At 70.4% G+C, this 20,033-nt stretch carries 19 protein-coding genes; 15 read left to right on the top strand and 4 right to left on the bottom strand.

All coding sequences use genetic code 11. The features are described from left to right. The first annotated feature begins 95 nt into the window (after positions 1–95). Positions 96–1,064: an aldo/keto reductase gene (locus NS354_RS02480; RefSeq protein WP_058593035.1), complete on the top strand. Its 969-nt coding sequence runs from the start codon at positions 96–98 to the stop codon at positions 1,062–1,064. A gap of 122 nt (positions 1,065–1,186) precedes the next feature. Then, positions 1,187–2,119 (top strand): aldo/keto reductase, encoded by a 933-nt coding sequence (locus NS354_RS02475; protein WP_058593034.1) that lies wholly within the window; start codon positions 1,187–1,189, stop codon positions 2,117–2,119. Between the two features lie 83 nt (positions 2,120–2,202). Here the strand turns inward: NS354_RS02475 and NS354_RS02470 are convergent, their stop codons facing one another. Further along, a complete protein-coding gene (locus NS354_RS02470) occupies positions 2,203–3,390 on the bottom strand; it encodes an ROK family transcriptional regulator (protein WP_082677861.1) in 1,188 nt (395 codons plus the stop codon). A 95-nt stretch (positions 3,391–3,485) separates the two neighbouring features. Here NS354_RS02470 and NS354_RS02465 point away from each other — a divergent pair, with 95 nt between their 5' ends. The 9 genes from NS354_RS02465 to NS354_RS02425 all read left to right on the top strand — a co-directional run bounded on the left by NS354_RS02465 (position 3,486) and on the right by NS354_RS02425 (position 13,320). Continuing rightward, on the top strand, positions 3,486–4,583 hold the full coding sequence (locus NS354_RS02465; protein WP_241490307.1) for a Gfo/Idh/MocA family protein: 1,098 nt from the start codon (positions 3,486–3,488) through the stop codon (positions 4,581–4,583). Then, on the top strand, positions 4,580–6,079 hold the full coding sequence (locus NS354_RS02460) for a sugar ABC transporter ATP-binding protein (protein ID WP_058593033.1): 1,500 nt from the start codon (positions 4,580–4,582) through the stop codon (positions 6,077–6,079). Before NS354_RS02465 ends, NS354_RS02460 begins: the two co-directional genes overlap by 4 nt. Further along, positions 6,076–7,128, top strand: coding sequence for an ABC transporter permease (locus tag NS354_RS02455; protein WP_058593032.1), 1,053 nt, complete (start codon positions 6,076–6,078; stop codon positions 7,126–7,128). Before NS354_RS02460 ends, NS354_RS02455 begins: the two co-directional genes overlap by 4 nt. After that, positions 7,125–8,321 (top strand): ABC transporter permease, encoded by a 1,197-nt coding sequence (locus NS354_RS02450; protein WP_058593031.1) that lies wholly within the window; start codon positions 7,125–7,127, stop codon positions 8,319–8,321. The genes NS354_RS02455 and NS354_RS02450 overlap by 4 nt, the downstream gene beginning before the upstream one ends. After that, complete coding sequence (locus tag NS354_RS02445; RefSeq protein WP_058593030.1) at positions 8,318–9,535, top strand: substrate-binding domain-containing protein; 1,218 nt, start codon at positions 8,318–8,320, stop codon at positions 9,533–9,535. Before NS354_RS02450 ends, NS354_RS02445 begins: the two co-directional genes overlap by 4 nt. A 134-nt stretch (positions 9,536–9,669) precedes the next feature. Then, the gene (locus tag NS354_RS02440; protein WP_058593029.1) at positions 9,670–10,554 is read left to right on the top strand and encodes a sugar phosphate isomerase/epimerase family protein; all 885 of its coding nucleotides are present in this window, start codon (positions 9,670–9,672) and stop codon (positions 10,552–10,554) included. Next, on the top strand, positions 10,551–11,567 hold the full coding sequence (locus NS354_RS02435) for a sugar phosphate isomerase/epimerase family protein (protein WP_058593028.1): 1,017 nt from the start codon (positions 10,551–10,553) through the stop codon (positions 11,565–11,567). The genes NS354_RS02440 and NS354_RS02435 overlap by 4 nt, the downstream gene beginning before the upstream one ends. 145 nt (positions 11,568–11,712) lie before the next feature. After that, the gene (locus tag NS354_RS02430) at positions 11,713–12,372 is read left to right on the top strand and encodes a TrmH family RNA methyltransferase (RefSeq protein ID WP_058593027.1); all 660 of its coding nucleotides are present in this window, start codon (positions 11,713–11,715) and stop codon (positions 12,370–12,372) included. Between the two features lie 432 nt (positions 12,373–12,804). Beyond that, positions 12,805–13,320: a hypothetical protein gene (locus NS354_RS02425; protein WP_153002088.1), complete on the top strand. Its 516-nt coding sequence runs from the start codon at positions 12,805–12,807 to the stop codon at positions 13,318–13,320. A 185-nt stretch (positions 13,321–13,505) separates the two neighbouring features. On the opposite strand, the gene NS354_RS02420 is transcribed toward NS354_RS02425, so the two are convergent. From NS354_RS02420 to NS354_RS02410, 3 genes are read right to left on the bottom strand one after another with little or no spacing between them, the layout of a single operon-like run. Continuing rightward, positions 13,506–14,231, bottom strand: a complete 726-nt coding sequence (locus NS354_RS02420) for a GntR family transcriptional regulator (protein ID WP_058593025.1) — start codon at positions 14,229–14,231, stop codon at positions 13,506–13,508. A gap of 14 nt (positions 14,232–14,245) precedes the next feature. Further along, positions 14,246–15,049 (bottom strand): carbon-nitrogen hydrolase family protein, encoded by an 804-nt coding sequence (locus NS354_RS02415; RefSeq protein WP_058593024.1) that lies wholly within the window; start codon positions 15,047–15,049, stop codon positions 14,246–14,248. Continuing rightward, entirely contained in the window at positions 15,046–15,690 is a 645-nt protein-coding gene (locus tag NS354_RS02410; protein ID WP_058593023.1) for an RraA family protein, read from the bottom strand. Before NS354_RS02410 ends, NS354_RS02415 begins: the two co-directional genes overlap by 4 nt. Positions 15,691–16,056: 366 nt before the next feature. On the opposite strand from NS354_RS02410, the gene NS354_RS02405 reads away from it, so the two are divergent. The 4 genes from NS354_RS02405 to NS354_RS02390 are packed head-to-tail and all read left to right on the top strand — an operon-like array spanning position 16,057 to position 19,937. Then, positions 16,057–17,124, top strand: a complete 1,068-nt coding sequence (locus NS354_RS02405; RefSeq protein ID WP_058593022.1) for an extracellular solute-binding protein — start codon at positions 16,057–16,059, stop codon at positions 17,122–17,124. A gap of 2 nt (positions 17,125–17,126) precedes the next feature. Further along, positions 17,127–18,233 (top strand): ABC transporter ATP-binding protein, encoded by a 1,107-nt coding sequence (locus NS354_RS02400; protein ID WP_058593021.1) that lies wholly within the window; start codon positions 17,127–17,129, stop codon positions 18,231–18,233. A gap of 10 nt (positions 18,234–18,243) precedes the next feature. Continuing rightward, positions 18,244–19,149 carry an ABC transporter permease gene (locus tag NS354_RS02395; protein WP_082677858.1) on the top strand — a complete coding sequence of 302 codons (906 nt, stop codon included), beginning with the start codon at positions 18,244–18,246 and terminating at the stop codon, positions 19,147–19,149. A gap of 5 nt (positions 19,150–19,154) precedes the next feature. Beyond that, entirely contained in the window at positions 19,155–19,937 is a 783-nt protein-coding gene (locus tag NS354_RS02390; protein WP_058593020.1) for an ABC transporter permease, read from the top strand. The last annotated feature ends 96 nt before the right edge of the window (positions 19,938–20,033 follow it).

The raw sequence follows: 20,033 nt of genomic DNA, 5'->3' as shown, positions 1-20,033 counted from the left end.
GCGGCGGCGCGCGATCCGGCGGAATGCGGGCCCGGCCCGCGTTGTTGGGGTCGGTGGAAGCACCGCAGGGTGGCACGCATCGCGAAGGAGAGCTCATGACTCAGGCTGCACAGAACGCACGGACCCGCATCGGAAACTCCGATCTCGAGATCGCCCCGCTCGCGCTCGGAGGCAACGTCTTCGGGTGGACGGCCGACCGGGCCACGTCGTTCGACGTGCTCGACGCGTTCACGCAGGGCGGGGGCGACTTCATCGACACGGCTGACGGGTACTCGGCGTGGGCGCCGGGCAACTCGGGCGGCGAGTCCGAGACCATCATCGGCGAGTGGCTCCGCGAGCGCAGCAGCCGCGACGCGGTGGTGATCGCGACGAAGGTGTCGACGCACCCGCAGTTCTCCGGCCTCGCCGCCGCGAACGTGCGCGCCGCCGCCGACGCGTCGCTGCAGCGCCTGCAGACCGACCGCATCGACCTCTACTACGCGCACTTCGACGACACCGATACGCCGCTCGAGGAGACGGTCGCCGCCTTCTCCGAGCTGGTGGACGCGGGCAAGGTGCGCGCGATCGGCGTATCGAACTACACGGCGGATCGGGTGGCCGAGTGGTTCCGGATCGCGCGAGCCGGCGGCTACCACCTGCCCGTCGCGCTGCAGCCGCACTACAACCTGGTCGAGCGCGATTTCGAGACGAACGGTCTGCGCGCGGTCGCCGAGGAGGAGGCGCTCGCGGTGTTCCCGTACTTCTCGCTCGCCAAGGGGTTCCTGGCCGGCAAGTACCGCGACGCCGAAGACGCGACCGCGGCGGACGCGAGCCCCCGCGCGGGCGAGGCGGCCGAGTACCTCGACGATCGGGGTCGCGCGGTGCTCGCCGCCCTCGACGCGGCGGCCGACGCCCACGACGCTCCGGTGGCGGCGGTATCGCTCGCCTGGCTGCGCGAGCAGCCCACGGTCGCCGCACCGATCGCCAGCGCGCGCAACCTCGACCAGCTGCCGGCGCTGCTCGCGTCGCTCTCGCTCGAGCTCTCGGCGGACGAGATCGAGAGCCTCACCGCGGCCTCGGCGTAGGCCCGATCGGGCGGCGGCGTCGCGGTGCGATGCCGTCGCGGTCTCGACCGCGGCGCCGATCGCCCGAGGGCTCGAGCCGATCTCCCGAGCGCCGCGGCGGTGCGCCCGGTAGTGTGAGGCGCATGCGCACGTTCACACTGCCGGGCACCGAACTCTCCGTCTCCGATGTCGTGCTGGGGTTGATGCGCATCCAGGACACATCGGACGACGAGGTGCGCACCCTGGTGAGCGCCGCCCGCGACGCGGGCATCACGCTGCTCGACCACGCCGACATCTACGGCGACCGGCTGCACGGGTGCGAGCGGCGCTTCGCGGAGGCGCTGCGGTTCACGGCGTCGGAGCGCGAGCAGTGGGTGATCCAGTCGAAGGCCGGCATCGTGAAAGACGGGCCGTACTTCGACTTCTCGTACGCGCACATCATGGAGTCGGTGCACGGCTCGCTGGAGGCGCTGGGCACCGGCTACCTCGACATCCTGCTGCTGCACCGCCCCGACGCGCTCGTCGAGCCCGAGGAGGTGGCGCGCGCGTTCGACGAGCTCTCGGCCTCGGGCAAGGTGCGCGCGTTCGGCGTGTCGAACCACACGCCCCGCCAGATCGACCTGCTGCGCAAGTACGTGGCCCAGCCGCTCGTCGCGAATCAGCTGCAGCTCTCGATCACCCATGCGCCGATGATCGCGCAGGGCATCGCCGCCAACATGCAGGGTCTGCCGCAGTCGGTCTCCCGCGATGACGGGGTGCTCGACTACTGCCGCCTCCACGACATCACGGTGCAGGCCTGGTCGCCGTTCCAGGCGAACTTCTTCGACGGCCCCTTCCTCGGGTCGGATCGCTATCCCGAGCTCAACGCGGTGATCGACCGCCTGTCGGCCCAGTACGGGGTGCCCGCCGAGGCGATCGCCGTCGCGTGGATCACACGTCACCCGGCACGCATGCAGGTGGTGCTGGGCACGACCTCGCCCGACCGCGTGGCGGCCGCCGCTCAGGGCTCCGATGTCACGCTGACGCGCGCCGAGTGGTACGAGCTCGTGCGGGCCGCCGGCTACACCGTGCCGTAGGCGCCGCGTCGGCACCGTGCCGTAGGCGCCGCGTCGGCACCGTGCCGTAGGCGCCGCCGCGCCGCCGCGCCGACCGCGCCGCGCTACCCCCCGAGGGCGGCGGCGATGCGCTCGGGTGCGAGCGCCGCGTCGATCGCGAGCTGCGCGGCGCCGTAGATCGCTGCGTTGCCGGCGGCGACCGAGGGGGCGATGGTGAGCTGCTCGGTGGAGAGCGGGATGGATCGCGCGTAGACCACTTCGCGCACGCCGGCGACGAGGTGCTCCGCCGCTTGCGCCATGGTGCCGCCGATGACGATGGCGGAGGGGTTCATGATCGAGACGCACGCGGTGAGCACTTCGCCGATGTCGCGGCCGGCCTGGCGGATCAGCTGGATCGCGTGCACGTCTCCGGCTTTGGCGAGCGCGACGACTGCGCTGGGGCGGTGGAGGGGCGCCTCTGGCGTGCTCAGCGCGCGGGCGAGGGCGCGCCCGGAGGCGACGGCTTCGAGGCAGCCGCGATTGCCGCAGGGGCAGGGGGTGTCGGCGGCGCGGGCGAGTGCGATGTGGCCGATGTCGCCGGCGGCGCCGTTGGCGCCGCGGCGGAGGCTTCCTCCGGATACGATGCCGGCCCCGATGCCGCTCGCGACCTTCACGAAGATGAGGTCGGTGACTCCACTCCACGCGGTCGCGAGCTCGCCGAGCGCCATGATGTTGACGTCGTTGTCGACGAGCACGGGCGCGTCGATGCGGGAGCGGATGGCGCTCGGGATGTCGAAGCGGTCCCAGCCGGGCATGATGGGCGGGTTGATGGGGCGGCCGGTGGAGAACTCGACGGGGCCGGGTACTCCGATGCCGACTCCGGCGACGTGCGACAGGTCGTAGCCGAGGCCGGGGAGCAGCTCTTCGGCGGAGTCCAGGATCCAGGAGATGGCGGCCTCCGGCCCCGACGAGATCTCGCGCGGCGTCGAGATCTCGGCGAGCAGTTCGCCGCGCAGGTCGGTGACGGCGACGCGCGCGTGCAGGGCGCCGAGGTCGGCCGCGAGCACGACGCGGGCGCGCGGGTTGAAGGCGAGCTGGGCCGATGGGCGCCCGCCGGTGGACGCGGCGTCGGCGACGGGGGCGATGAGGCCGAGCTCGATGAGCTGATCGATGCGCTGCGCGACGGTGGGGCGCGAGAGTCCGGTGACCTGGGCGAGGTGGGCGCGCGTGCGGGGCTCGCCGTCGCGGAAGAGCTGCAGCAGTCCGCCGGCGGAGGAGGCCGGGGGCTCGGAGGGGGCGATGATCGCGGTCACACTTTCAGTAAACCACACCCCCAACTTCGGTAACGGTTTGATTACTTATGAAGAATACTTGACAAAAGTGTGGAGTCCGGAAACACAATGGACCCATGTCCCCGCAGACGATGGAGTCTCGCCGGCCGTCCAGCATCGGAATGCTCGGCGCCGGTTTCATGGCTCGCACCCACACGCACGCCGCCCGCCTCGCCGGCGCCCGCCTCGCGACGCTCGCCGCGTCGAGCCCGCAGAGCTCGGAGCGCGCGGCCGCCGCGCTCGGCTACGAGCGCGCGGCGACCGTCGAGCAGCTGCTCGCCGAGGAGCACGCGGTCGTGCACGTCTGCACCCCGAACACGAGCCACGTCGCATTCGCGCGCGCCGCACTGCTCGCCGGCTCGCACGTGATCTGCGAGAAGCCGCTCGCCACATCGGCGGCGGACGCCCGCGCGCTCGTCGAGCTCGTCGAGGCCCAGGGCCTGGTCGGCGCCGTGCCCTTCGTCTACCGCTACCACCCGATGGTGCGCGAGGCGCGGGCCCGCATCGCCGGCGGCGGGCCCGGCGCCGTCGTCACGATCTCGGGGCAGTACCTGCAGGACTGGCTGCTCGGCGCCCAGGACGACAACTGGCGGGTGGCCGCCGACGCCGGCGGACCGTCGCGCGCCTTCGCAGACATCGGATCGCACCTCGTCGACCTCGTCGAGTTCGTCAGCGGAGACCGCATCACCCGCCTCGTCGCGACCACCCGCACCGTGCACGCGGAGCGGAACGGTCAGCGGGTGAGCACGGAGGATGCGGTGGCGCTGACCCTCGAGCTCGCGGGCGGCGGCATCGGATCGCTGCTCGTCTCCCAGGTCGCGCCCGGCCGCAAGAACGGACTCGTGCTCGAGATCGCGGCAGCCGACGAGAGCGTGCGCTTCGAGCAGGAGGACCCCGAACGGCTGTGGGTCGGGCGGCGCGACCAGTCGCTCCTGCTGCGGCGCGATCCCGACACGCTCTCGCCCGACGCGGCGCGGCTCTCGAACGTTCCCGCCGGGCACGCGCAGGGGTATCAGGACGCGTTCGACGCGTTCGTCGCCGACGCCTACGCGGCGGTCGCGGGCGAGCAGCCCGCGGGGCTCCCGACCTTCGCCGACGGCCTGCGCGCCGCGCAGATCACCGACGCCGTGCTCGAATCGGCGCGCGACGGGCGCTGGGTGGAGGTGGCCTCGTGAACATCGCACCCGTGCTCAGCGTCACCGGCATCCGCAAGCAGTTCTTCGGAAACGAGGTGCTGCACGGCATCTCGCTCGATCTCGTGCCCGGCACGGTGCACGGCCTCGTCGGCGAGAACGGCGCCGGCAAATCCACACTCATGAAGATCGTCGCCGGCGTGTACCGCCGAGACGCCGGCGACATGCGCCTCGACGGTGCGAGCGTCGACTTCGCGCACCCGGTCGAGGCGGCCGCGGCCGGCGTGGCCACCGTGTTCCAGGAGTTCAACCTGCTGCCCGACCGATCCGTCGCGCAGAACGTCTTCCTCGGCCGCGAACCGCGGCGGCGCGGCCTCATCGACACCGCGGCGATGCGGCGCGCCACCGCCGAACTGCTCGACGATCTCGGCATCGACGGGATCGACCCCGGCGCCCAGGTCGGCAGTCTCACGGTCGCCGAGCAGCAGATCGTCGAGATCGTGAAGGCGCTCTCGATCGACGCCCGGGTCATCTCGATGGACGAGCCGACGGCGGCGCTCGCCGATCACGAGGTCGCGATCCTCGCCCGCGTGATCCGCCGCCTGCGCGACCGGGGCGTCGCCATTCTCTACGTCTCCCACCGGCTCAAGGAGATCTTCGAGCTCTGCGACACGATCACCGTGATGAAGGACGGCGCGCTCGTGTCGAGCGATCCCGTGGGCGCGCTGGATCAGCCGACGCTCGTGCGCCGCATGGTCGGCCGGCCCATCAGCGCATTCTTCCCCGATCCCGAGCCCGGCACCGAGACGGGCGAGGTCGTCGTGCAGGTGCGCGGCGGCGGCAACACGCAGCTCGACGGCATCGACCTCGACGTGCGCGCCGGCGAGGTCGTCGGCCTGTCGGGGCTGCAGGGGTCGGGCCGCACCGAGCTCGTCGAGGCCGTCTTCGGTGCCGCCCCCTTCACGCGCGGCACGCTCAAGATCGCCGGGGCGGTGCGCGCCGTGCGCAGCCCGCGGCAGGCCGTGCGGCTCGGCATCGCCCTCGTCACCGAGGACCGCAAGCGCACGGGCCTCGCGCTGAACCAGTCGATCCTCGACAACGCGCTGCTCGCCATCCGCAGCGTCTTCCCGCGGCGCACGCGCGCCGAGCGCGCCCGGGTGCCCGGCATGTTCGAGGCGCTCGAACTGGTGAGCCGCGGCCCCCAGCAGGAGGTGCAGGCGCTCTCCGGCGGCAACCAGCAGAAGGTGGTGCTCGCGAAGTGGCTCGCCACCGAGCCCCGCGTCGTGCTGCTCGACGAACCGACCCGCGGCATCGACGTCGGCGCGAAGGTCGCCGTGTACCGGCTCATCCGCGAGCTGGCGAAGCGCGGCGTCGCGATCCTGCTCGTATCGAGTGAACTCCCGGAGGTGATCGGCATGGCCGATCGGATTCTCGTGATGCGCGACGGGCGCATCGCCGGCGAACTGCCGGCCGGCTCATCGGAGGAGACGGTGCTGGCGCTCGCCACCGGCGCCGTCTCGGAACGGGGCGCGGCATGAGCATCGCACTCCCCGAACGGTTGCAGCACCTCAGGCGTCTCGACACCACCGCGATCGTGTTCCTCGCGCTCGTCGTCGTGCTCGTGCTTAGCGCGATCCTCGTCGCCACGGTGGGCCGCAACCTCTTCAGCCCCGGCAGCATCCGCGACATCCTCACCGGGATGAGCGTGCTCGGGTTCGTCGCGATCGGGCAGACCCTCGTCATCCTCGGCGGATCGCTCGACCTCTCCGTGCCGTACGTCGTCAGCCTCACCAGCCTCATCGCGGCGCAGACCATGAACGGGTCGGCCGGCATGGTGCTTCCCGGCGTGCTGCTCGCCCTCGTCGTCGCAGCCGTCATCGGGCTCGCGAACGGCCTGATCGTCACCGTCTTGAACGTGCACGGCTTCGTCACCACGCTCGGCGTCGGCCTCATGCTCAAGGGGTACCTCGACACCAACTATCAGGGGACCGCGGGGTCCGTGCCGTGGGCGTTCCAGCTCTTCGGCGCGACCGGCGTCGGCCCGGTGCCCGTCTCCACGATCGTGATGCTCGCGCTCGCCGGCCTCGTCGCCTTCGTGCTCGCGCGCAGCAGCTTCGGCCACCACCTGTACGCGGTCGGCGGCAGCAGCGAGGTCGCCCGGCTCTCGGGGGTGCGCACTCGGCGCCCCCTCATCTGGGCGCACGTGCTGTGCTCGGTCTTCGCGGGCCTGGCCGGACTGCTGCTCGCCAGCCGACTCGGCGTCGGCAGCCCGACGGTCGGCGTGCAGGGCGGCTACGACCTGCTCTCGATCGCGGCGGTCGTGCTGGGCGGCACCCTCCTCGCCGGCGGGCGGGGAACGATCTGGGGCACCATCGGCGGAGTCGCGATCTTCGCGGTGCTCGACAACCTCATGAGCGTGCTGCAGGTCAACCCGTTCCTCAAAGACGTGGTGCGCGGTGCGGTCATCGTCATCGCCGTCGCGATCTACTCGCGGCGCCGGCTCATCGCCCGCCGCGAGCGCTTCACGCGCTCGGGGGAGGCGGCGCCCGTGCCGGCAGACGTCACGACAGCAGGAGGATCGCGATGAGCGCCACCGACCCGAGCATCACGCGCCCGGTCGACACCCCGGCCGCGGCGACCGCCTCGGGCGGCATCGCCCGATTCGCCCGCGCCGCGATCAGCCCGCGCGGCGCGGTCTACCTGCTGCTCATCGTGCTGCTCGTCGCCGTGGCGATCCTGAACCCCTCGTTCGCTGAGCCCGGCCAGCTCGTGCGCTACATCCAGCGCGTCGCCCCCATCGCCCTCGTCGCCATCGGCCAGTACTTCGTCATCGTCAGCGGCGAGTTCGACCTGTCGCAGGGGTCGCTCGTGACCACCCAGGTGGTGCTCGCGGGCACCCTCATCGGGCAGGACGACGCGAAGGTGCTTCCCGTGCTCGCGCTGCTGCTCGTGCTCGGCGCCGCCGTCGGCGTGGTGAACGGCCTCGTCACCACCTTCCTGAAGGTGCCCTCGTTCATCGTCACCCTCGGCATGATGCTCGTGCTCTACGGCGGCGTCATGTGGTGGACCGGCGGAGCGGCGACCGGCAACCCGGCCGACTCGTTCCGCCAGGTCGGCCGAGGCGGCATCGAGGGCGTACCCGTCATCGGGCTGCTGCCGTGGGCCGTGCTGGTGCTCGCGGCGGTCGTCGCCCTCGCGGCCTGGCTTTCTCGCCGCCCGTTCGGGCGCACGCTCGTGGCGATCGGCGATAACCCTGCGGCCGGCGTCTTCGCCGGGGCCTCGGTGTGGCGCACCAAGACCGCCGCGTTCGTCATCTCGTCGCTCTGCGCCACCGTCGCCGGGGTGCTGCTCGTCGGCTACGCGGGCGTGCACCCCTCGGTGGGCCGGGGCTACGAGTTCATCGCGATCACCGCGGTGGTGCTCGGCGGCGTCGTGCTCGGCGGCGGACGCGGCTCCGTCTGGGGAGCGCTCGCCGGCGCGTTCGCGCTCGAGACGCTGTTCACGCTGCTGAACTTCACCTCCGTGCCGTCGACGATGCGCGACGCCATTCAGGGCGCCATCATCATCGCTGCCGTCGCCTACTCGGGCGCCGCGTTCCGCGCGCGGCGCAAGCGGCCCACCAGCGGCCTCGGCGCGGTCGCCGATGCGGGCGCCCCGGGGCCCAGCACCCACGAACCTCCCGGAGCCTCCGGGACAGATCCGACGGGGAGCACCCCGTCACCCGATCCCGCCGGCACCGCTGCCGCGCGGGGCGCACAGAAGAAGGAGAACCGATCATGAAACGATCGCTCAGCATCACGGCGAGCCTCGCCGCTGCGGCATCGCTGATCCTGCTCGCGGGGTGCACCACCGATCCGTCGGTGGAGAACTCCGCGGAAGAGGCCCCGGCCGAGACCTCCGAGTCGACCGAATCGACCGAGTGGTTCGACCAGGAGCTCTTCGACAAGCAGGACGCGGAGCGCGGCGTCACCCCCGAAGGGCCCGAGGACGAGCCCTACCTGCAGATGATCAACGCCGAGATGAAAGACACCTCAGAGTTCGCATCGGACGGGGCCAAGAAGGTGTGCTTCGCGAACGCCTCCATCTCGAACCCGTGGCGCCAGACCGGGTGGATCACGATGAACGAGCAGCTGAAGGTGCTCCAGGAGTCGGGCGCGATCTCCGAGATGGAGACGCGCGACGCGAAGGACAGCGACGACACCCAGATCGCCGACATCGACTACTTCATCGCGGAGGGCGACTGCGACGGCTTCATCATCTCGCCGAACTCGACCGCGGCGATGACCCCCGCCGTCGAGCGCGCCTGCGAGACCGGCAAGCCCGTCGTCGTCTTCGACCGCGGCGTCGAGACGGACTGCGCCGTCACCTTCATCCACCCCATCGGCGGGTTCGCGTGGGGCATCGACACCGCCGAGTTCCTGATCGACAACCTCGAAGAGGGCGACAAGGTGATCGCGCTCCGCATCCTGCCCGGCGTCGACGTGCTCGAGCAGCGCTGGGCCGGCGCCGAGAAGCTGTTCGAAGAAGCCGGCATCGAAGCGGTCGACTACTTCTCGGGCGGCGACCCCGCCGAGATCAAGAAGATCATCTCCGACGAGCTCGCCAAGGGCGACGTGCAGGGCGTCTGGATGGATGCCGGCGACGGCGCCGTCGCCGCGATCGAGGCGTTCGAGGATGCGGGCAAGGAGTACCCCGTGATGACGGGCGAGGACGAGCTGAGCTTCCTGCGCAAGTGGAAGGACACGGGCCTCACCGGGCTCGCACCGGTCTACTCGAACTTCCAGTGGCGCACCCCGCTGCTCGCGCTCGAGAAGATCTTCGACGGCGAGGAGGTGCCGGCCGAGTGGGTGCTGCCGCAGAGCCCCATCACCGCCGACGAGCTCGACGAGTACCTGGAGCGCAACGACGGCATGCCCGACGGGCACTACGCCAAGTTCGGCGGCGAGAACCTGCCCGGCTACCCGAAGGTCTGGCAGGATCGCCAGATCCCGTAAGCGGTCGGAGCGCCGGGGGAGGGCGCGCGCGGCGCGCGTCCCCCGGCGCCTCCGGCTTCTCCGGCTTCTCGGCCACGGCCCGCTCGCCGCGGTCTCAGATCGCCCCGCGATGCACGACGCATGAAAGGACGCACATGCGCAGAACGCTCGGCGTGAACACCTGGGTGTGGACCTCGCCGCTCGACGACGCGTCGCTGCTCGCCATCGCCGAGCGCGCGCGACGCATCGGGTACGAGCTGCTCGAGCTGCCCGTCGAGACGCCCGGCGACTGGTCGCCCGCGCTCGCCGCGGAACGGCTCGCCTCGCTCGGCATGGGCGCGCGCGTCGTCGGCGCGATGGGTGAGGGGCGCGACCTGCTCGACGACCGGCATCGCGCGTCGACGCAGGCGTACCTGCGGCACTGCGTCGACGTCGCGGTCGCGGTCGGATCGCCGACGGTCGCAGGCCCCTTCACCGCCCGCACCGGGCGCGTGTGGCGCATGGACGCCGCGGAGCGCGCCACGGCGGTCGCCGCGTGGCGCGAGGCGATCCGGCCCGTGGCCTCGTACGCCGCCGAGCACGGGGTGACGCTCGCGATCGAGCCGCTCAACCGGTACGAGACCAGCTTGATCAACACGGTCGATCAGGCTCTCGACGCGCTCGATCCGCTGCTCGGCGACGCGGCGCCCGGCGGCTCCGGCCTCGGGCTCGCACTCGACGCCTACCATCTCAACATCGAGGAGCGCTCGCCGGCCGCCGCGATCCGGGCCGCCGGCGATCACCTCGCCGTCGTGCAGGTCTGCGGCAACGACCGCGGCCCCGCAGGGCCCGACCACACCGACTGGGGCGCCTTCTTCGACGCCCTCGACGACGTGGGCTACACCGGCCCGCTGACGCTCGAGAGCTTCACCGGAGACAACGACACGATCGCGACCGCGGCGTCGATCTGGCGCCCGCTCGCAGCGTCGCAGGACGCGCTCGCGCGCATCACCTACGATTTCCTCACCGACCACCAGCTGCAAAGGAGCGGCCGCCCATGAACCCGGAAGCCTCGCACCCCGTCACCCTCTTCACCGGGCAGTGGGCCGACCTGCCGTTCGAAGAGGTCGCCCGCCTCGCCGCCGAGTGGGGGTACGACGGGCTCGAGATCGCCGCATCCGGCGACCACCTCGATCTCGCCCGCGCCGACGAGGACGACGCCTACCTGCGCTCCCGGCTCGAGGTGCTCGACCGCTACGGCCTCCAGGTGTGGGCGATCTCGAACCACCTCGCCGGGCAGGCGGTCTGCGACGACCCCATCGACTTCCGCCACCAGGCCATCGTGCGCCCCTACGTGTGGGGCGACGGCGACCCCGAGGGCGTGCGGCAGCGCGCCGCCGCCGACATGCAGCGCGCCGCCCGCGTCGCCCGCAAGCTCGGCGCAGACGTGGTCACCGGTTTCACCGGGTCGAAGATCTGGCCCTACGTCGCGATGTTCCCGCCCGTGCCCGAATCGGTGATCGACGAGGGGTACGAGGATTTCGCGCGGCGATGGACCCCGATCCTCGACGTCTTCGACGGGGAGGGCGTGCGCTACGCGCACGAGGTGCACCCCTCCGAGATCGCCTACGACTACTGGACGACCGTGCGCGCCCTCGAAGCCGTCGACCACCATCCGTCGTTCGGCATCAACTGGGACCCGAGCCACCTCGTGTGGCAGGGCATCGACCCCATCGGGTTCATCGTCGACTTCGCCGACCGCATCTGCCACGTCGACTGCAAGGACACGCGCCTCCGCCCGCGGACGGGGCGCGCGGGCATCCTCGGATCCCACCTCCCCTGGGGCGATCCCCGCCGCGGGTGGGACTTCGTGTCGACCGGCCACGGCGACATCCACTGGGAGGACGGCTTCCGGGCGCTCGCAGGCATCGGCTACACCGGCCCCATCTCGATCGAGTGGGAGGACGCCGGCATGGACCGCCTGCACGGCGCGGCCGAGGCGGTCGAGCGGATCCGCGCGCTCCTCTGGAAGCGCCCGACGGCCTCCTTCGACGCGGCGTTCTCGAACCAGTAGGCGCGGCGGCGGCCGCCGCTGGCGGTCGCGTCGCTGCGCCGTGATGCGAGCGGGGTCACTTCTCGTGCGTGTCCCGGGCTCGACACGCACGAGAAGCGACCCCGCTCCGAGAAGGAGGGAGGAGCGCGCGTGCGAGAATCTACGGGTGAACGACGCAGCGCCCCAGGCCGAACCGACTCCCGAGCGCTCGACCTCCGGAGTGGGGCCCTGGCCGGGCGGGCGCGACGCGTGGCCCGCCGACGCTTACTACGATCCCGAACTGCTCGAGTTCGGCGACACCCGCAACGTGATCGACCGGTACCGGTACTGGAGCATGGCCGCGATCGTGGCCGACCTCGACGAGCACCGGCATCCGTTCCACGTCGCGATCGAGAACTGGCAGCACGACATGAACATCGGCTCGATCGTGCGCAGCGCCAACGCGTTCGCGGCCGACACCGTGCACATCGTCGGCCGGCGGCGCTGGAACAAGCGCGGCGCGATGGTGACCGACCGCTACCAGCACGTGGAGCACCGCGAAGACGTGACCGCGCTCGCGGAGTGGGCGCGGGGCGAGGGGATCCCGATCATCGCGATCGACAACGTGCCCGGCTGCGTTCCCATGGAGACCTTCGACTGGCCGGAGCGCTGCGTGATGCTGTTCGGGCAGGAGGGGCCCGGCCTCACCGCCGAGGCGATCGCGGCCGCCGATGCGGTGGTCGAGATCACGCAGTACGGATCGACGCGCTCGATCAACGCGTCGGCAGCGGCGGCGGTGTCGATGTACAGCTGGGTGCAGCAGCACTCCCCGCTCCGCCCGCGCTGAGCGGCTCCGCGCTCCGCCGCGGGCGCCCCGCCCCGCGCCTCATCCCCGCGAGACCGAGGGTTTCGCCCGAGACGGTGCGTTTCGCCGCCGGTTTTCGCCTCGCGTTCGGCGCAAACCCTCGGTCTCGCGGGAGAAGGCGGCGGCGCTCGGCGATGGTGAGCGCCGAATTGATGGAGGAAGCCATACTGCACACCGGCCCGGATCGTGCGGAAACGGCTTTCGAATCCGCGTAAAACGGTGAGTTCACTACTCAATTCGCGTCGTACCGCAACTGAACTATCGCGATTCCGCAGTTCGAGCAGTTCGCGAGGGGCAGTGTGGGGACTGCAAGTGTGCACCCGGCGCCGAGGCGGCCGATCCGACCCCGCCTCAGACCGCACGCTTCGCGACACTGAACAGGCACGCCGCAGTGTCGGCGACGGAGGGAAGGCGATGAGTGAGATGAACTGGCCGGTATGGATGGGCGATATCCCCACCTGGGTGACCGCGGCGGCAGTCGTGTTCGCGGCAGGATCCTACAATCTCGATCGCGCGCGTCAGCGCACTGAGACCGAACGCGAGGCCCGGGAACAGGCGAATCGCCTGACCGCGTGGATCGTGACGGATCCGGATGGGCAGAAGCGGAAGTACGGTGTGGTGCTCGACAACAGTTCCGGATCGGGCTTCCGCGACGTTTCCGTCACGGTGAAGATGCACAGCGCCCTGGTCGACAAGCCGATTCGTCTCGTGATGCTGCCCCCTGGTCGGTACTACGTCGAGTTCGACAGCGCGAACGACGCGTTCCCCTGGAAGTTCGCCACGGAGGTGCCGAACACGGTGGACGAGTGCCTGCGGCCCATCATGCACTCGATCAAGTACCAGGTTCGGTCGGTGACGTTCACGGATACGCGGGAGCAGCGCTGGGTGCGCGACGCGTCGTTCGTTCTCGCCCGCGCGGAAGCGAACTGACGCGCGGGGCCCGGCCGCTCCGCCCGCGCTGACGCGCGCCCCGCGCCCGTCCGCCCCGCGCCTCATCCCCGCGAGACCGAGGGTTTCGCCCGAGACGGTGCGTTTCGCCGCCGGTTTTCGCCTCGCGTTCGGCGCACACCCTCGGTCTCGCGGGGAAAGGCGCCCCCGCACCGCCGCCCCGCGCCCTAGTTGCGGAAGACGCCCGACACCTCGTCGAGGCTGCCGACGAGGTGCGACTCCAGCAGCGACGTCGCTGTCTCGAGGTCGAACCGCTCGATGGCCCGCGCGATCTCGAGGTGCTGGTCGACGGCCGAGCACCGCCGTGAGGGCACCGCCTGGAACATGGCGATGCCGATCCTCACCTGGCGATCGTGGATGGAGTTGTAGAGCTGGGCGAACTCCGTGTTGCCCGTCGCCTGCACGAGGGTCCAGTGGAACTCCTTGTCGGTGACCACCATGTCGACGACGCGCTCGGGGTCGTCCTCGAGGATCGTGCGCTGCTCGTCGATGAGGTGGAACAGGCGCTCGGCGACGGGCACGCGATGCTCGCACACCCATTTCACGCCGTGCCCCTCGAGCACGACGCGGGTGACCGCCTGCTCCTGGATCGCCCGCAGCGTGATCTCGGGCACGAGCGCCCCGCGATGCGGGATGAGGGTGAGGAGCTGCTCGGATTGGAGGCGGGAGAAGGCCTCCCGCACGGGGGTGCGGGAGACTCCCGTGGCCAGCGCGATCTCGTTCTCCGTGATGACGGTCTGCGGGGCGAGCTCGAGCGTGATGATGAGGTTCTTCAGGTATCCGTAGGCGTAGTCCGCAGCTTTGACGCCGGGCGGCCGCACGCCCGGCGGCAGCGGCGCCTTGACCGACCAGCCGCCGAACCGGGCGTGCGATACATCCGGGATGAGCTGCATGCGTAGATCGTAGCTCAGGCCTGTGGGCCGACGACGAAGCGGCGGTTCTCGAGGCAGGGGTTGGTGCGGCGCACCTGCGCGACCCGATCGGAGCTGATCACCGCGGTGGCGAACGCATCGGCCTCCTCGCCCGCCGAGGCGCGCGTGATGCCGAGCGGGTCGATGATCTGGCTCTGGCCGGTGCAGTGCGGACCGGTCTGGCCGGCGGCGGCGACGTACGTGGTGTTCTCGATGGCGCGGGCGCGCAGCAGCGACTCCCAGTGCAGCTCCTTCATCGGCCCGACGGCCCACGCAGCGGGGTAGACGAGCACGTCGGCGCCGTGGTCGACGAGCCAGCGCGCCATCTCGGGGAAGCGCAGGTCGTAGCAGGTCGCGGCGCCCACGGTGATGCCGTTCACCGCGAAGGTGAGCGGGGTGTCGGCGCTCGCCGCCGTCACCGAGTCGGATTCCCGGTACCCGAAGGCGTCGTAGAGGTGGATCTTGCGGTAGATGCCGTCGAGTTCGCCAGTCGGGGAGATGTGCACGAGCGTGTTGTAGGGGTGCCCGCCGGGGTTCGTCTCGGTGAATCCGGCGACGACGTGGGTGCCGCCGCGCTCGGCGGCTTCGCGCAGCGCGGTGACGAAGTCGCCGTCGAGGGCCTCGGAGTACCCGGAGTCGGGCTGCTCCTTGGCGGGGTCGGAGTACATGGCGTTCTCGGGGATCACGACGAGGTCGGAGCTGGGCGCCGCCTGCGCGATCAGCGAGACCGAGAGCTCGCGGTTGCGCGCGACGTCGAGGGTGGCGGAGAACTGGGCGACGGTGAGGCGGAACTCGCTCATCGTGCGGCCCCGCTGGTCTCGAAGTACTGGGCGGCGCCGCTCCACTCGGAGAGCTTCAGGCCCGCGGAGATCTCGGCCTTCTTCGCGGGTTCGGCGTTCTCCTTGCTGCGCAGATCTGCGACGATGTCATCGATCTCATCCTCGGTGAGCACCGCGATGCCGTCGGAGTCGGCGAACACCGCGTCGCCGGGGGTGACGACGACTCCGCCGACCGTGATGGGAACGTTGATGGCCCCTTCGATGCCGAGGATCCGCGTGGTGCGCGCGGAGACGCCGCGCGAGTACACGGGCAACCCGAGTTCGAGCACCTCGTCGAAGTCGTTCATGGCTCCGGAGAGCACGACGCCCTCCGCTCCGCGGGTCTTCGAGGTGAAGGCGACCATGCCGCCGAAGCTGGAGCGCTCGTCTCCCGACTGCTCGACGACGAGCACGTCGCCGGGCCGGAGGTGGTCGGCGGCGACGTGGAGGGCGCTGGAGTCCATGTGGGGGAGGCGCACGGTGACGGCGGTGCCGGCGAACTGGATCGGGCGCCGATTGGGGGTGAGGCCGCGGATGAAGCCGAAGTCGCGCAGGTGGCCGAGGGTCGACGTCTGTACGGTGAGGAGCGATCGGCGGCGCTCCTCGGAGATCTGCTGGGGCATGGGGAGGAATTGGAACACGGTGTCGTGCCTTTCCGGTGCGGGTTCCGCGAGGGTTCGCACACCTCTTCGTGTGGGATCGTGCAGAGCTGACCAGGCCTGTCGCACGGATTGTGTACGTGTTGTATACACGTGCCATGCACTGTAGCAGGCGCGGCCCGCCCGCGAAACCCTCCAGGTGAGGATCCGCCGAAACCCCTGCTCAGCAGCCATTCACGCGGCCGCCGCCGGCGCGAGCCCTCCGCGCAGCGTTACCGAATCGCGTCTTGCGCGATCGGCCACCGCCGCGTATCGTCGCTCTCGACCAAGCCTGTCGACATGGGTGCACGACGCGGAAGCCCCCGCATCAGACTTCAAAGGAGAAGCACCATGTCGAAGAAGACCGCACTCGGCGTATCCGCCGTGATGATCTCTGCGCTCGCGCTGACCGCCTGCAGCGGATCGGGCGGCGGATCGGGCTCCTCGAACCCCGACGCCGTCGAGATCAACGTGCTCGGCTACGCCGCGCTCTTCGAGGATCAGTACACCGCCGCGGTGATCGACGAGTTCAACGCCTCGCAAGACGACATCGTCGTGAACTTCGTGCCGGCGCAGCACAGCGCCGAGATGCTCGGCAAGCTCCGCAGCGAGTCGGCGAGCCCCACCGTCGACCTCGCGATCATGGACGCCTCGGTCGCTCACACCGGCAACCAGGAGGGGCTCTTCTCGAAGGTCTCCGCCGACGAGGTGCCGAACATCGCCAACGTCGTCGAGCTCGGCCAGAGCGCCGACGGCTTCGGCCCGGCGGTCACCTTCGACAACCTCGTCGTGCTCTACAACACCGCAGAGGTGAAGGATCCGCCGAAGGGCATCGAAGACCTGTGGGACGCGCCCGAGAACTCCGTGTCGATCCCCGCCCCGCCCGACATCCAGGGGCACACCCTCACCATCCTCACCGCGAACAACCTCGGCGACGACTACCAGGAGAGCATCGAGCCCGCCATCGAGAAGCTCTCCGAGCTCGCACCCCTCGTCAACACGTGGGAGCCGGTGCCCGACGTCTACCAGCCCGTCATCTCGGGCACCTCGCAGTACGGTGTCGGGTGGAACGCCCGCGCGCAGTACTTCGCAGACGACTCCGACGGCGCCATGGGCGTGGTGCAGCCCGACGACGGCATCGGGTTCCAGATCAACACGATCAACCTCGTCGAAGGCAGCGAGAAGGCCGACGCGGCCCGCGAGTTCATGGACTACGCCCTCTCGAAGGAGGCGCAGGAGTCGTTCGCCGAGGCGCTCTTCTACGCCCCCGTCGTGTCCGACGCGGAACTGCCCGAGGAGATCACCGATCGTGTCGCCGATTCGGCCGATCCCAACATCGTCGACATCGACTGGATCTGGCTCGCCGACGAGCGCGACGCCTGGACCGAGCAGTGGCGACGCAACGTCATCGGAGGCTGATCATGACGCAGCAGCTGGACCCGGAGTACCTGTCGATCCGCAACCTCCAGAAGACCTACCCGAAGACCACCGCACCCGCGGTCAACGATGTGAACCTCGACGTGCAGCAGGGCGACCTCGTCGCCCTGCTGGGCCCCTCGGGGTGCGGCAAGACCACCACGCTGCGCATGGTCGCGGGACTGCTGGAGCCGACGTCGGGCGAGATCCGGGTGAACGGCGAAGACGTCGTCTCCACGCCCGTGCACAAGCGCGGCATGGGCATGGTCTTCCAGTCGTACGCCCTCTTCCCGCACCTCACCGTCGAGGAGAACGTGGCCTTCGGCCTGCAGATGCACAAGGTGCCGCGGGCGCAGATCGCCCCGCGCACCGCCGAAGCGCTCGACAAGGTGCAGCTCGGGCACCTCAGATCGCGCAAACCCGCCGAGCTCTCGGGCGGCCAGCAGCAGCGCGTCGCGCTGGCGCGGGCGCTCGTGATCCACCCCACCCTGCTGCTGCTCGACGAGCCGCTCTCGAACCTCGACGCGAAGCTCCGAGAAGCGATGCGCCGGGAGATCCGCGGCATCCAGCAGGAGTCGGGCACCACCACCCTGTTCGTCACGCACGACCAGGACGAGGCGCTCGACATGGCGGATCGCATCGCCATCCTGAACAACGGCGTCATCGAGCAGTACGACCGCCCGACCGCCATCTACGAGAGCCCCGCCACCAAGTTCGTCGCGAACTTCGTGGGGAAGGCGAACTTCCTCGAGGTCGGCGCCGTGTCGGGCGGCTCCGGAGCCGGCGCCACGTATCAGGTGCACTCCGATCTGTTCGGGAGCTTCGCCGTGGCGGGGGCGCCCGGCATCACCGGCGCGGCGTCCCTCGTGGTGCGGCCCCACCGCGTCACCGTCGAGCCGAGCGGCGAGCGCATCGGGTCGCTTCCCACGGCTCGCGCCCGCGTCACCGCGTCGAGCTACACCGGCAACGTGCGCAGCTACGACCTGCGGCTCGACAGCGGGCAGGAGATGCGCGCCGACAAGCTGAGCTCCGCCCGCGACGAGCTGCGCATCGGCGACGAGGCGTACGTGTCGTTCGAGCCGGGCGACGCGCACCTCGTGCCGGAGGGGTGAGGCGATCCCGATGACTGCAACGCACACCAACACCGAACTCATCAGTGTCGGCATGAAGTCGAATCGGGCGCGCAACCGCTCCCGGCTCTCCGCGTACGGGCTGGTGCTCCCCGGCGTGATCGGGCTCTTCGCGAGCTTCCTCGTGCCGCTGTTCGTGATGATCCGCATGTCGCTCAACGAGAACGGCTCGGGCGGTCAGCTGATCGAGACGTTCACCCTCGCCTCCTACCGCAAGGCGCTCGCCGACCCGTTCTACTGGGAGGTCGTCGGCAACACGCTGATGCTGGGCCTCGTCTGCGGACTCGCTGCGGTCGTGCTCTCGTACCCGATCGCGCTGTTCCTCACGCGCACCACGTCGCGGTGGAAGGGGGTGCTCATCGCGCTCGCCATCGCCCCGCTGCTCACCTCCGCGGTGGCGCGCACCTTCGGGTGGATGGCGATCCTCGGCGACCAGGGCGTCATCAACGCGGCGCTGATGAACACGGGGCTGCTCAGCAGCCCGCTCAGGCTGAGCAACAACTTCCTGGGCACGTCGATCGCGCTGGTGGAGATCCTCATGCCGTACGCCATCCTCGCGATGATCTCCGGGTTCGGCCGCATCAACAGCTCCCTCGAAGAGGCGGCCGGATCGCTCGGCGCCTCCAAGCTGAAGGTGTTCCTGCGGGTGACGCTCCCTCTGTCCCTCCCGGGCGTCTTCACCGGGTTCCTGCTCGTCTTCGTGCTCGCCGTGAGCTCGTTCGTGACGCCCAAGCTGCTCGGCGGCGGGCGCGTGTTCATCCTCGCGACCGAGGTGTACAGCGAGGCGACGCAGACGCTCAACTGGCCGCTGGCCTCCGCCCTCTCGGTCATCCTCCTCGTCGTCTTCGGCGCGATCGTGGCCGTCTATCAACGACTCATCAAGCGATTCGAAGGGTGACGCCCATGGCCAAGATTCTGAACCGCATCATCGTGACGATCGTCTACCTGTTCCTGCTCGCACCCATCATCGCGGTCGTGATCATCTCGTTCAACGACTCGAAGAGCCTCGCGATCGAGTTCGGGGCGCCCTCGTTCCAGTGGTACCAGAGCATCCTCGAGAACAGCGAGCTGATGGACGGCGCCCGCGTCAGCCTCATCACGGCGGTCATCACCGCCGTCGTCGTGCTGCTGCTCGGCGTTCCGGTGGCCCTCGCGATCGCCCGGTACGAGTTCCCCGGCAAGGCCGCGGTCTCCGGGTTCTTCCTGTCGCCGCTCCTCGTGCCGGGCGTCGTGCTCGGCCTCGGCCTGCTGCTCGTCTTCCAGCCGGTCGGCCTCGTCGGCACCTACCCCGGCATCGTGCTCGCGCACTTCGGGGTGACCGTGCCGTACGTGATCCGCACCACGCTCTCCAGCCTCACGACGAGCGATATGCGGTGCGAGGAGGCGGCGCGCGTGCACGGCGCGAACTCGTTCACGACGTTCCGCCGCGTGACCCTGCCGATCATCGCGCCCGGCATCCTCGCGGGCGGCGTGATGGCGTTCATCATCTCGTTCGACGAGGCGGTCATCTCGCTCTTCGTCGCCGGATCGGGGCACACCACCCTGCCCGTCGAGATGTTCCGGTATCTGCAGTACCGCTCGGACCCGGGCCTCGCCGCACTCTCGGCGATCCTCATCGCCCTCTCGGTGGTCATCGTGCTCATCGTCGAGCGCGCGGTGGGACTGCGGAAGGTGGTGAACTCGTAGGGGCGGGGCGCGGCGCGGCGCCGCCCGCGCAGCCCCCCCGGTCCCTCTTACACCCACGTGGCCCGCGACGCCAGCCCCCGAGTAAATACCAGGTAA

It is taken from the genome of Leucobacter chromiiresistens, assembly GCF_001477055.1.
Lineage (GTDB): Bacteria > Actinomycetota > Actinomycetes > Actinomycetales > Microbacteriaceae > Leucobacter > Leucobacter chromiiresistens_A.
This window is presented reverse-complemented; position numbering and strand designations above follow the sequence as displayed.

Bases quoted from the DNA above. Each gene is read 5' to 3' on its own strand.
- NS354_RS02480 (WP_058593035.1), top strand. From the start codon at position 96: ATGACTCAGGCTGCACAGAACGCACGGACCCGCATCGGAAACTCCGAT.
- NS354_RS02475 (WP_058593034.1), top strand. From the start codon at position 1,187: ATGCGCACGTTCACACTGCCGGGCACCGAACTCTCCGTCTCCGATGTC.
- NS354_RS02465 (WP_241490307.1), top strand. From the start codon at position 3,486: ATGTCCCCGCAGACGATGGAGTCTCGCCGGCCGTCCAGCATCGGAATG.
- NS354_RS02455 (WP_058593032.1), top strand. From the start codon at position 6,076: ATGAGCATCGCACTCCCCGAACGGTTGCAGCACCTCAGGCGTCTCGAC.
- NS354_RS02450 (WP_058593031.1), top strand. From the start codon at position 7,125: ATGAGCGCCACCGACCCGAGCATCACGCGCCCGGTCGACACCCCGGCC.
- NS354_RS02445 (WP_058593030.1), top strand. From the start codon at position 8,318: ATGAAACGATCGCTCAGCATCACGGCGAGCCTCGCCGCTGCGGCATCG.
- NS354_RS02440 (WP_058593029.1), top strand. From the start codon at position 9,670: ATGCGCAGAACGCTCGGCGTGAACACCTGGGTGTGGACCTCGCCGCTC.
- NS354_RS02435 (WP_058593028.1), top strand. From the start codon at position 10,551: ATGAACCCGGAAGCCTCGCACCCCGTCACCCTCTTCACCGGGCAGTGG.
- NS354_RS02425 (WP_153002088.1), top strand. From the start codon at position 12,805: ATGAGTGAGATGAACTGGCCGGTATGGATGGGCGATATCCCCACCTGG.
- NS354_RS02420 (WP_058593025.1), bottom strand. From the start codon at position 14,231: ATGCAGCTCATCCCGGATGTATCGCACGCCCGGTTCGGCGGCTGGTCG.
- NS354_RS02415 (WP_058593024.1), bottom strand. From the start codon at position 15,049: ATGAGCGAGTTCCGCCTCACCGTCGCCCAGTTCTCCGCCACCCTCGAC.
- NS354_RS02410 (WP_058593023.1), bottom strand. From the start codon at position 15,690: ATGCCCCAGCAGATCTCCGAGGAGCGCCGCCGATCGCTCCTCACCGTA.
- NS354_RS02405 (WP_058593022.1), top strand. From the start codon at position 16,057: ATGTCGAAGAAGACCGCACTCGGCGTATCCGCCGTGATGATCTCTGCG.
- NS354_RS02400 (WP_058593021.1), top strand. From the start codon at position 17,127: ATGACGCAGCAGCTGGACCCGGAGTACCTGTCGATCCGCAACCTCCAG.
- NS354_RS02395 (WP_082677858.1), top strand. From the start codon at position 18,244: ATGACTGCAACGCACACCAACACCGAACTCATCAGTGTCGGCATGAAG.
- NS354_RS02390 (WP_058593020.1), top strand. From the start codon at position 19,155: ATGGCCAAGATTCTGAACCGCATCATCGTGACGATCGTCTACCTGTTC.